Origin of the sequence: Streptomyces sp. NPDC056452, assembly GCF_042796085.1 — a bacterium.
Taxonomy (GTDB): domain Bacteria; phylum Actinomycetota; class Actinomycetes; order Streptomycetales; family Streptomycetaceae; genus Streptomyces.
This window is the reverse complement of record NZ_JBHTRI010000034.1, coordinates 55063-68120: the sequence shown is the minus strand read 5'-3', so window position 1 is coordinate 68120 and position 13058 is coordinate 55063. Positions and strand designations below refer to the sequence as shown.

At 68.9% G+C, this 13058-nt stretch carries 4 protein-coding genes; all 4 read left to right on the top strand.

The window, feature by feature from the left end; all coding sequences use genetic code 11:
- The first annotated feature begins 67 nt into the window (after window positions 1-67).
- The 4 genes from ACFQ6X_RS28545 (at window position 68) to ACFQ6X_RS28530 (ending at window position 12570) form a co-directional block, all read left to right on the top strand.
- On the top strand, window positions 68-1651 hold the full coding sequence (locus ACFQ6X_RS28545; RefSeq protein ID WP_383185546.1) for an FG-GAP repeat domain-containing protein: 1584 nt from the start codon (window positions 68-70) through the stop codon (window positions 1649-1651).
- A gap of 23 nt (window positions 1652-1674) precedes the next feature.
- Complete coding sequence (locus ACFQ6X_RS28540; RefSeq protein WP_383185545.1) at window positions 1675-5322, top strand: LamG domain-containing protein; 3648 nt, start codon at window positions 1675-1677, stop codon at window positions 5320-5322.
- An 87-nt stretch (window positions 5323-5409) separates the two neighbouring features.
- The gene (locus tag ACFQ6X_RS28535; RefSeq protein WP_383185543.1) at window positions 5410-12342 is read left to right on the top strand and encodes a polymorphic toxin-type HINT domain-containing protein; all 6933 of its coding nucleotides are present in this window, start codon (window positions 5410-5412) and stop codon (window positions 12340-12342) included.
- A 3-nt stretch (window positions 12343-12345) separates the two neighbouring features.
- Window positions 12346-12570: a hypothetical protein gene (locus ACFQ6X_RS28530; RefSeq protein WP_383185541.1), complete on the top strand. Its 225-nt coding sequence runs from the start codon at window positions 12346-12348 to the stop codon at window positions 12568-12570.
- Window positions 12571-13058 lie beyond the last annotated feature (488 nt).

Sequence of the window (13058 nt, the reverse complement as noted above, 5' to 3'; positions counted from 1 at the left end):
GCATGCCCGAAGACGTTTCGGGACCTCCGGCCGACGAGCCGGAACGACCAGGGGAGGAACCATTTCCGTGACCAGTCCGATGCGCCCGCCGCGGCGCACGGCCAGAGGAAGAACAGCGCTCGCCGCCAGTGCAGTCGTCCTGACCGCATTCGCCCTGGGGTTCGGTCCGGGAGCGCCCTTCACCGCACCCGCCACCGCCCTGGCCGCCGGATGCTCGGGCGTGGACTCCGACTTCAACGGCGACGGCATCAGGGACACAGTGATCGCCGACCCCGAAGGGACGGTCAACGGCGTCCCGGGAGCCGGTCTGCTCCACATCGTCTACGGCGGCGGCAAGGGCAGCATGCAGCTGTCCCAGGAGACGGCGAATGTTCCGGGGGGCGCCGAGCCCGACGACCAGTTCGGCTTCTCGTTCGCCGTCTACGACGCGGACGCCGACGGCTGCAGCGACATCGCCGTGGGCATCCCGTACGAGGACCTCGCCGCGGACGACCTCACGATTCGCGACGCGGGTCTGGTCCAGATCGTCTACGGTTCGGCGGCCGGACCCGCCGGCGGGAAAGCTGTCAAGGAGCACTCCCAGGGCTCGACCGCCTCGCTCGGCGGGGGCCGGGAGACCGGTGACTGGGTCGGATACGCCCTGGCCGGCGGAAAGACCGCGGCCGGAACCTCGTACCTGCTGATCGGCGCCCCCGGTGAAGCGCTGGGCACGGTCGAGGACGCCGGCGTCTTCTTCTACCTCTCCGCCGACGCGGCGACCGCCGTCGGCGTCAACCAGGACACGACCACCGCCGGGGCGGTGCCGGGCGAGATGGAGGTGGACGACCGGTTCGGCTCGACGTTCGCAGCCACCCCGACGCACTTCGCCGTGGGAACACCGGGAGAGGCGATAGGCACCGTGCCGTTCGCCGGAGGTGTCGCGGTTTTCAGCCACACCCTCGTCTCCGGCCTTCCCAAGCCGCTGGTGGGCCTGGCGCAGGATCAGGACGTCATCCAGGGCGCCGAGGAGGCGGGTGACGCCTTCGGCACCGCACTCGCCATGGTCCCGTACCGGCCCTCGGGCGCCACCTCGACGACCGAGGTCCTTCTCGCCGTCGGCGTTCCGGGCGAGGACCTGTCCACGACGGTCGACGCGGGAGCCGTCCAGGTCTTCCGGATCACGGCCTCCGGGACCTTCACGCAGGTCTACTGGCTCGACCAGAACACGGCGGATGCCGAGGACCAGACCGAGGCCGGCGACTTCTTCGGACAGCGGCTCGCCGCGGTCAACACCTCCCCGAACAGCACGGCTTCCGCCACCACCACCCGGCTGGCAGTCGGCGTGCCCGGCGAGGAGTCCGCCGAAGAACACATGGAGAAGGGCGGAGTGCAGATCTTCCCGCTCGTCGGTGCGCCCGGTGCCTCCGACGCCTGGCTCGAACCCGGCTGGGGCATCCCGGCGGAACCCGCTTCCCGTCAACTCGCCGGAATGAGCCTGGGCGCCACCCCCTCCGCCCTGTACGTGGGCATGCCCTACGGGCCCGCCGCAGGCCACGCCGTCCACTCCTTCGGCTGGAACACGGCATCGGGCGGCGCACCCACCCACACCTTCAAGCCCGGTGAGGGCGGCATCCCCACGGGTGACGTCGCGTTCGGAGCCGTGGCACGTTGATGAACGACCTGGAGAACAGACGCATGTCCAGACGCATACGACGCGGCCCGGTGCTGCGTGGCGCGCTCGCCGCAGTGCTGGCGGGTGCCGTGATGACCGGCGTCCTCAGCGCCCGGTCGGAGGCTCCCGCCCCCGGTGAAGCCCCCGAGCCGTCGATGGCCGCTGCCGGCAAGCCGGTGCAGACGGAGGCCGAAGCGCTGACCGTTGCCAAGAAGAGCGGCCAGAAGGTCGAGATCCTCGGCATGCGCACCTCGCGCCGGGAGATCTACGCCGAGCCGAACGGCACCTTCACGGCCCGTGAGTACACCGACCCCGTCCGTACCTTCCAGGAAGGTACGTGGGTCGACATCGACCGGACCCTCGTACGGCACGCCGACGGAACGGTCACGCCGAAGGCAGCGGCGGTCGCCCTGTCCTTCTCCGACGGCACGGCCGGCAAGCCGTTCGTCACCATGAACCAGGCGGGCCGCGAGATGGCCCTGACCTGGCCGTACGGGAAGCTGCCCGCTCCCGCGCTCGACGGCGACACGGCCACGTACAAGGACGCACTGCCCGGCGTCGACCTCACGGTGCGCGCCGAGGCGGACGGCTTCGGCCACCTCCTGGTCGTCAAGACCCCCGAAGCCGCGGCCGACCCGAGGCTGGCCCGGCTCGATCTGGGCCTGAAGACCGACGGCCTCAAGGTCAAGGAGGACGCCTCCGGCGCCATCAAGGCCGAGGACGCGGCCGTCGGCGGAACCGTCTTCGAAGCCGGCAAGCCCGTGATGTGGGACTCCGCCGCGGTGAAGGAAACCGCAGCCAGGGCACAGGGTCCCAAGGCCGTGTCGAAGGCGCTCGCCGCCGCGGCCGCCGATGCCGCACCCGCCCCGGCGGTCGCGCCGAAGGCGGCCCTCGCCGGCCCCGGCGGCGGTGGCCGGACCTCGCCGCTGGGTATCGAGGTGGCCAAGGGCAAGCTGTCCCTCGTCCCCGACCAGAAGCTGCTCCAGGGCGACGACACCGTCTTCCCGGTCGTCATCGACCCGATCCAGCGCACCACTTCGCGCACCGCGTGGACCGGCGTGATGTCCGGCATGCCGGGCGAGCAGGACTGGAAGTACTCCGGCAGCGCGGGCGTCGGCAAGTGCCCCACGGACTACAGCCCGGTCTCCTGCAACGGTGTGGGGGTGCGCCGGACCCTGTTCACGATGCCCATGTCGTTCTACAAGGGCAAGCAGATCCTCGGCGCGACGTTCTCCGCACGCGTCGAGCACATCTACAGCGCCTCGCCGACGGCCGAACCGATCCGGCTCTACCGCATCGGCGGCAAGAACTACAGCATTTCCTCCTCCTCCAGCTGGTCCAACACCTCGGACGACTGGACCGACCACATCGCCACCGTCGACAAGGCCATCTCGCCCACGAGCTGTTCCAGCCAGGCCAACCTGCACTTCGAGTCGGGCGCGACCGGCGAGCTGACCACGGAGGTCAAGACCGCGGCGGCCGAGGGCTGGTCGTCCATGACGCTGGGCCTGCGGGCCGCCGACGAGACCCGACTCCCGGAGTGGAAGCGGGTCTGCGGCAACGCCTACCTGTCCATCAGCTACAACAACCTGCCGCGGAAGATCACGACGCTCTCGCAGAACCCGGGCGGCATCTGCACCAGCGGTGCCGGCCGACCCTTCTCCGAGGTGCCGCCGCAGCTGCAGGCCGTGGCGAGCGACCCCGACCACGGCAACGGCCTGACCGACAAGGTCAAGGTCGAGTTCAAGGTGGACTGGACGGACCCGGTCACCAAGGAGGCCAAGACCTACTCGTACCTCACCCCGTCCTGGCTGGCGCCCACGTCCGGCACCAAGTTCACCCACACGGTGAAGTCGTCCATCCCGCAGAACACCGTCATCTACTGGAGCGCTCGCGCCTACGACGGTGACGGATACGGCCCCTGGAGCTACGACGGGGACACCGTGCGCTGCGAGTTCATGTACGACAAGACTCTGCCGGGCAAGCCGAACGTGCTGTCCAAGCAGTACCCGTCCGACACCGTGTACCACGACGGTGTCGGCACCTACGGCTCCTTCACCTTCGCGCCGAACCCGAACGACTCGGTGCCCGACACCGACGTCGTGAAGTACCGGTACGCGTTCGACGGCACCGCGACCCCGGCCACCACGGTCAACGCCGCCACACCCGGCGGACCCGCCACCGTGAACTGGATGCCCACCCGCTCCGGACGGCACTGGGTCGACGTCATCGCCGTCGACAAGGCGGAGAACCCGAGCACCAAGGCGCACTACGAGTTCCTGGTGACCGAGGGCACCCCCGTCGCCGGCCAGTGGAACCTCGCCGACGAGCCGTCGAGCACCGAGGCCCACGACGAGACGGGAGCGTTCTCGGCCGACACGGGCACCGGCGTCACCTTCGGCGTGGAGGGCCCCGGCGGCAAGGCCGACTCGGCCGCCCGCTTCGACGGCACCGCCGCCGCGTACGCGGACGTCAACGAAACGGTGCTGGACTCCTCCGAGAGCTTCAGCGTCAGCGCCTGGGTCCGCCCTAACGGCACCCCCACGCGCGACATGGCCGTCATCAGCCAGGACGGCACCGGCGAGCCCGGCTTCACCCTCGGCTACGACCACGTGGCGGGCACCTGGGCGTTCTCCGTCCCGGTGACCGACGTCGACACACTCGGCGAGTGGAAGGCCGTGGCAACCGGCGTCAGCGTGGTCCCCGACCAGTGGGTGCTGCTGACCGGTGTCTACGACGCCGCCAAGTCCGAGCTGCGCCTCTACATCAACAAGGACTCCAAGGGCACCGCCTCCCGGCGCTCGCTGTGGAAGTCGTACGGGCCGCTGCAGATCGGCCGGACCACGGCCAAGAGCGGCTACCGGGACAACTTCTCCGGCGACCTCGCCGAGGTCCGCGTGTTCGACCGCGTCCTGCCCGCCGCCCAGGTGGCGGAGATGATGACGGTCAAGCCGACCCGCATGAACTACTGGCAGCTCGACGCGGCGGCCGCAGGCGCCTCCGCGGACACGGGCACCGGCCAGAAACTGACCCTCGCGGGCAACGCCTCGATCTACAACGCGCCCACGGACGACCCGTACTTCGAGGGTCCGTACCCGATGGTCGGCGCGGGGCACCTGGTGCTCGACGGTGACGGGGACTACGCGTCCACGGCCACCGCACCCGTCACCGGCGCGGCCAGCTTCACCGCGACGGCCCGCGTGCAACTCACCTCCCTGGACGCGACCGTGCCGCAGACCGTGCTGTCGCTGCCGGGCCAGGCCGCCAACCGCCTCGCGGTCCGCTACCGGCCCGCGGCCGACGCGGAATCCTCCTCGACGTGGGAGCTGGCGGTCGCCGAGTCCGACTCGGCGACAGCACCGGTGAAGACCTTCACCGATGACCAGACGCTCCCGGACGTCGACATGGCCGGGCAGCACCTCGCCGTGGTCTACGACGCGTTCGCCAACGAGATCCGGCTGTACGTGGCCGGACAGCTCGCCGACATCGCGCACGGCACCGACGACACCCTCTGGAGCGCCACCGGCGCGCTGCAGGTGGGCCGTTCGGCTCTCGGCGGCGGCAGCGAGTACTTCGCGGGCGCCATCGACGAGGTCCGCGTCTACAGCGGGGCCGCGGACATGACCGCGATCCGGCAGATGGCCAACGGGACACCGCTCCCGAACATGTGATCCCGACGGGCGGGTGTGCCGGTTCCGGACGGAGCCGGCACATCCGCCCGTTTCAGTCCCATCCCTCACTACGTGCGGAGACACGTGATGGCATTCAGAGGCCGGTTGTTGAACCGGCGCCTGCCCGGGCGGTTGCTCACAGCGACCGCTTTGGGCATCACCCTCGCCCTGACCGGCAGCGCAGTCCAGGCTGTGCCGTCGGCTCCGGGGCAGGAGGGGCGCGGCAGACCCGGTGTCCAGGACTTCGGCGACCCCGTCGCGGGCAAGAACGCGAAGTCGAAGAAGCGCCCGGCGGACGAGGCGAAGAAGGCCGCCGTCAAGCAACTGGACAAGGCGGTCTGGCCGGCAGGCGGCAGCGCGAAGGTCGCCGTGGCCACCACGAGCCCCGTCGAGGAGAACGTCGGCGGGCTGCCCGTCGCGGTCACCGCGATCCCGTCCAAGACGTCCAAGACGTCCAAGACATCCGAGACGTCCAAGGAGACCGTGTCGCCGGCCGGTCCGGCAGAGGTCGAGGTCGACGTACTGCCCGCGAAGCGGGCCGAGGCCCTCGGCGCCGGCGCGCTGATGCGCGTCGAGCGCACGGACGCCGCGGCGAAGGGCGCGAAGGTCCGCCTCTCCGTGGACTACTCGAAGTTCGCCGACGCGTACGGCGGCGACTACGGGGCCCGTCTGCAGCTCGTCCAGCTCCCCGCCTGCGCGGTCGTGGCGACCCCCGGCAGCACGGCATGCCCGGAGCAGGCCAAGCCCCTCGCCACGGTGAACAGCGCAGAGGACCGCACCGTCTCGGCGGATGTCCAGGCCGCCGCGGCGCCCGCCTCCGGCACGACAGCGAAGGCGGCGCCGAGCGCGGCACCGCTCGTCGCCCTCGCCGCGGGCCCGTCCTCCGCCCAGGGCAGCTACAAGGCGACCGCGCTCGCCCCGTCAGCGACCTGGAGCGTCGCCAACTCCTCCGGCGGCTTCAGCTGGAGCTATCCGCTGCGCACGGTCCCCACGCCGGGCGGGCAGTCGCCCAGCATCGGGCTCGGCTACTCCTCGCAGTCCGCCGACGGCCGAACCTCGGTGACCAACAACCAGGGCTCCTGGGTCGGCGAGGGCTTCTCGTACGACCCCGGGTACATCGAGCGCCGCTACAAGCCGTGCTCCGACGACGGGCACTCCACCTCCGGTGAGCAGTGCTGGGCCTTCGACAACGCCACGATCATGCTCAACGGCAGCTCGTCCGAGCTCATCAAGGACGACACGACCGGCGCCTGGAAGTTCTCGTCCGACGACGGCACCAAGGTCGAGAAGCTGACCGGTGCCACGAACGGCGACAACGACGGCGAGCACTGGAAGGTCACCACCGCCGACGGCACGGAGTACTGGTTCGGCCTGAACCGTCTGCCGGGATGGACCGACGGCAAGGAGACGACGGACTCCACCTGGACCGCGCCCGTCTTCGGCGACGACTCCGGCGAGCCCTGCTACAACGCCACGTTCACCAGCGCCCACTGCAAGCAGGCCTGGCGCTGGAGCCTGGACCACGTCAAGGACACCCACGGCAACGTGATGTCCTACTTCTACGTTCCCGAGACGAACTACTACGCCCTCAACGGCAAGACGGACGTCAACGGCACCGCGTACCACCGCGGCGGCTACCTCGAGCGGGTCGACTACGGCCAGCGCGACGGCCAGGTCTACGCGGCCAAGGCGCCCGCCCGCGCCGTCTTCGACGTCGCCGAACGCTGCCTGCCCACCGCCGACTTCGACTGCGCGGAATCCAAGCGGACCAAGGCGAACGCCGCGCACTGGCCGGACACCCCGGTCGACCAGGAGTGCAAGGCGGCCACCAAGTGCACCGTGGGCCAGACGTTCTGGACCACCAAGCGCCTGACAGGCATCACCACCCAGATGCGCAAGAGCGCCACCGAGTACCAGGACGTGGACGCGTGGACCTTCACCCACCTGTTCACCGACAACGGTGACGACTCCAAGACCCTCTGGCTGTCGAAGATCGACCACGAGGGCCGGGTCGGTACGGCGGCGAAGCTGCCGACGCTCGAGCTCTACGGCGAGCAGCTCGTCAACCGCGTCGACGCCGTCGGCGACAACATCGCCCCCTTCCACCGCTTCCGGCTCGCGGCCGTCCTCAGCGAGACGGGCGCCCAGCTGGACGTCAACTACGCGGCGACCGACTGCACCAAGGCCGCCCTGCCCAAGCCGGGCGAGTCGACCAAGCGCTGCTACCCGGTGAAGTGGGCCCCGCCCGGCACGGTCGAACCGATCACGGACTGGTTCCACAAGTACGTCGTCGCCGAGATCGTGGAGACCGACCGTACGGGAGGCGGCGACAGCCTCGTCACCCGCTACGACTACCAGGGCGACGCGGCCTGGCGTAAGGCGAAGCCGGACGGCATCACGGAGGACAAGTACCTCACGTGGGGCGGCTGGCAGGGCTACAGCAAGGTCAAGGTCACCAGCGGCAGTGCCGACAACCAGACCTCGCGGATCGACTACACGTATCTGCAGGGCATGGACGGCGACAAGGACCCGGACGGCGGAACCCGTTCGGTGAAGGTCAAGGACTCCACGGGCGTCGAGTACACCTCCTCGGAGGAGTTCACCGGCCACCAGCTCGAGGCGCACACCTACGACGGGACGAAGCTCGTCTCCAAGGTGATCAGCGAGCCGTGGAAGCACTACACGGCGACCCAGACCCGCGACTGGGGCACCTCGCACTCGGTGCTCGTCCGGTCCGACACGGAACGCGGCTACAGCCTGCTGTCCGACGGAACCTGGCGCGCGACGAAGAGCACGATCAAGTACGACACCGGGAACGGCACGGGCCGTGTCCTGGAGGTCGACGACCAGGGGGACGTCTCCACGGCGGTCGACGACACCTGCACCCGCACCTGGTACGCCGACAACACGGCGGCCAACCTCCTCACCCTGCCCTCGCGCAGTGAGGCCGTGGGTGTGAAGTGCTCCGCCACCCCCGACCGCAGGACCCAGGTCCACGCCGACGAACGCACCTCCTACGACGGCAAGGCCTTCGGCGCGGCACCGACCAAGGGTGACGCGACGACGACCGAGCGCCTGACCTCGCACAACGGCACCACCGGTACGTACCAGGTCACCGGCACGACGACCTACGACGCCTTCGGCCGCCCGCTGTCGCAGAAGGACGCGAGCCTGGCGGAGACGAAGACCGCGTACACGGACGTCAACGGCCTGATCTCGCAGACCAAGAACACCAACGCGCTGAACCACGTCACGACCACCGACTACGCCCCGGCCTGGGGCATGTCGGCCGGCCAGACCGACCCGAACGGCAAGCGCACCGACCTGGCCTACGACGGCCTGGGCCGCCTGACCTCGGTCTGGCTCCCGGACCGTGCGAAGACCCAGACCCCGAGCATCAAGTACTCGTACAACGTCCGCCGCGACAAGGTCGTCGCGATCAAGACGGAGAAGATCGAGAACGACGGATCGTACGGCGCGGAGTACCAGCTGTACGACGGCCTGCTGCGACCGAGGCAGCTCCAGACGGAGGGCCCGGGCGGCACGCGCATGGTCGCCGACTCCTTCTACGACGGCACCGGCAAGGTCAAGAAGACCAACGCCACGTACAACGCCGCGGGCGCCGCGTCGGACGAACTGCTGATCGTCCACAACGGCGAGGTCGGCCAGCAGAGTCTGATGGAGTACGACGGCCTGGGCCGCGCCACCGCGCAGATCATGGCGGTCTCCGGCGTCGAGCAGTGGCGCACGACCAACACGTACGACGGTGAGCGCACGACGGTCGACCCGCCGAAGGGCGGCGTCCCGACGACGACTGTCACGGACTCCGCGGGCAACACCAAGGAGATCTGGCACTACCGGAGCGACTCGCCGAACCCGCTGTCCGGCTACGACGTCACCAAGTACACCTTCACCCCGAAGAACGAGCTCGAGACGGTCACGGACGCCAAGGGCAACGTGTGGCGTTACGAGTACGACCAGCTGGGCCGCAGGACGAAGAGTGTCGATCCCGACGCGGGGACGTCCAGCACGGCGTACGACGCGCTCGACCGCCCGGCGTCCACGACGGACGGCCGGAACAAGAAGATCTCCTCGGTCTACGACAAGCTCGGCCGCCCGCTGTCCTCGTGGCAGGGGGAGGCCAACACCGGTACCCGGCTCTCGGAGATCCGGTACGACAAGGCGGGTCTGCTGGGCCAGCCCTGGGCCAACATCAGTTACATCTCCCCGACCGAGTCCTTCGGCACCGTGATCCAGACGATGGACGACTTCTACCGGCCGACGAAGACGAACTACGTGGTGCCCGCCTCGCAGGGATTGCTCGCCGGCACGTACACCTTCACCTCGGCGTACAACCGCGACGGCTCCCTGCAGTCGGCCGGTGTCCCCGCGGCAGGAGACCTGCCTGCCGAGGTGCTGGTCAACGGATACGACGAACTCCAACGTCCGACGACACTCACCGGCTCGACGCCGTACGTCAGCAATACCGTCTACTCCAAGCAGAGCCACGTCCAGCAGCTCGAACTGTCCACCGGCACCGGGAAGAAGGTCTGGGAGACCTTCGACTACGAGACCGGAACCGACAGGCTGACCCGCTCGGCGGTCGATGTGTACGGGGCGTCCGCCCCGGCGAAGGAGTCCAACTTCTCCTACGACCAGGCGGGCAACGTCCTGTCCATCTCGGACACGGCGAACGCCTCCTCGCCCGACGTCCAGTGCTTCGCCTACGACGACCGGCAGCGCCTGGCCGAGGCATGGAGCCCGACATCGAGCGCCGTGGACGCCGCAGGCAGCGGCACCCTCGGATCGTCGGCACCGCTGGAGGGCTCCGGTCCGAAAGCCTGCCAGGCGGCCCCCGGCGCGAGCCCGCTGGGCGGGCCTGCTCCGTACTGGAAGTCCTACGTCACCGACGCCATCGGCAACAGGACGTCCGACACGGTGCACCACACGGGCCTCGACGCGGCCCAGAACATCACCCGCACCTACACCTACGGAGGCGCGGGAACGCTCGGTGACGGCCCGCACCAGGTCACCAAGGTCGTCGAGAAGACCCCGACCGGCGACCGGCAGTCGTCGTACGAGTACGACGACTCGGGGAACACGACCAAGCGCACGATCGGTGGTAACGCGCAACTGCTCGAGTGGAACGATTCCGGGCGGCTCGGCAAGGCCCAGGAGGCAAGCGGTACCCAGACCACCTACCTGTACGACGCCGACGGCAACCGGATCCAGGGCAAGGACCCGTCGGGTACGACGGTGTACCTGCCCGGTGTCGAGCTGAAGCTCTCCGCCGACGGCACGAAGAAGGAAGCTACTCGCTACTACACGCACGCAGGCCAGACGGTCGCGGTGCGAACGAACGACGGCACCCTGTCGTTTCTCGCCTCCGACCACCACGGCACGGGTGAACTCGCCATCGACGCCGCTACCGGCGCGATCTCGCAGCGCCGCTTCGATCCCTTCGGGAACGAGCGGGGCAAGGCGGCCGGCAGCTGGCCCGGCGAGAAGGGCTTCGTCGACGGCACCATCGACAGTTCGGCCGGACTGACCCACCTGGGGGCCCGGGAGTACGACGCGATCATCGGGAAGTTCATCTCCGTCGACCCGATCATCGACTACACACAGCCGCAGCAGATCAACGGCTACGCCTATGCCAACAACAGTCCGGTGACCCATGCGGACCCGAGCGGCATGGCCATTCCCGAGTGCCTGCAGGGGCTGATCGAGTGCCAGGGCGGCCTTCCCGTCAGCAAGCCCGGCTCCACGTTCAACGAGGAAAAGGCCGTCGACCAGGCCTCCGACGCACTCGCGGGTGCACAGGGACAGCAGTCCGCAGCCAAGCAGCGCATCAAGTCCTCGGCCAAGGCACTGGTCAAGATCGCCCGGGACATCCTCGGGATCGACGCGGCGCTCGACTGTGTCTCCAGCGGTGACATGGGTGCCTGCGGCGAGACGCTGCTCAACATCGCGGGCAGCTTCGCCGGAGGCCTCGCAGGCAAGATCCTCGCCAAGTACGGCGCGCCATGGAACTGGGCGAAGGGGGCCAGGCTCGCCAAACGAGTGGTCAACCTCGTGGGTGATCTGGTCGGCGGCGTCAAGGACATGTGGAACGCCAGCAAGGCCGTGAGCAAGGCCAAGAACGGGCTTTCCAAAGCGACGGACGCCTTGGCCGCCGCCAAGAAGAAGGCCGCTGCCGCGCTCAAGAAGGGCGAGAACGGTTCCTGCCCGGTCAAGCCCGCCAACCACAGCTTCCTTCCCGGTACGAAGGTGCTCGGTGCCGACGGGAGCACGAAGCCCATCGAGGACGTCGAAATCGGGGACATGGTCAGCGTGACCGACCCCGAGACCGGCGAGTCCACCGTGCGTGAAGTGGTCGGCACCATCGTCACCGAGGACGACAAGCACTTCGTCGACCTGACCGTCACGAGCGACTCCGGAGTGTCGGAATCGCTGGTCTCGACGACCACGCACCCCTTCTGGTCGGTGTCCGAGGGCAGATGGGTGGAGGCGGGAGACCTCCGCTCCGGCATGACCCTGCTCAGTGCCGACGGTGCGACCGTCACGCTCGACGGTCTCCGCTACTTCGAGAAGCGGCAGCGGACGCACGACCTGACCGTGGCAGGGATCCACACGTACTATGTGCAGGCAGGGGTCACCCCCCTGCTGGTGCACAACTGCGGCGAGGGCTCGGTCCGGAACGACGTGATCGAGGAGACGATCGCGACCGCCGAAAGCAACGTCGACACCGTGTTCCATAAGCGGAAGTCAAGCCTCCATAGTCCGCTCCAGATCACCATGGAGGACGCGATGGCAACCGGACGCGAGTTCCTCGGTGAGGGTGCACGCGACGTGAGCAATGGCAGAGGGGTGTTCCGGAGTGCCGACGGGCGTCGTGGATTCCGTATTGACCCCGCTTCGCTCGAGGGTGGCCACTGGCCCTTCATACCGCACGTGCATCTGGAGATCTTCGACGAAGCCAAGAAGCATCTGGCCAACAATCACATCCCACTGGTCGGGTAAGAGATGACAAAAATCGAACTGGAAAGGGACGGACGTATCCTCTCGGGTTTCTACGAGGGCTACTTCGTCAGACTCCACGATGATTCCGAGTCCACGGGCGGGTATCTCATCCTTCTCGTCAATGATCTCGTTGCGCCGACGGACGGCGGTGACTACTGGGTGGAGGACATGGCGGAGCTGGAATCCTTCGTGGAGTCGTCCCGGTGGGAGATCGAGTGGGTCGAGTAGGCCGGACCCGTCGCGGGTGACACGGGCACGACCGCCGTCGCCGCCGGAGGGATGCCTCCAGGTGGTGCGGGAGGTGTCGGCCCGTGCCATGCGCGGCCGTCGGCCGGGGGGACCCGGCCGACGGCCGACCGAGATCCACGTCCCGTGGCCGGAGGGTCGCCGCGGCGCTCCGGTGGGGGTGCCGTGCTTCCGGATTCCGGCATGACACTCCTTCTCCGCTCGTAGCCATGAGCCGGAGCGTGGCGCAGGACCTGAAGCCCCGTCGAATGATCGACGGGGCTTCAGGCGTGTCCCGGACGACTCCCGGACGCCCGGCGGTGCGGCAGACATGGGTGCCCGGTCACGTGTGTGGTCCGACCACGTATCCCGCCGGTCGAATAGGGGAGCGGGTTTCGAGGCCGGGACCGGGCGTGTTCGCGGATGGATATCGGCCGCACGTGCGAGCCCTCATACCAGAGCGGGATGCCTGACGGGCAAGTTCGACAACT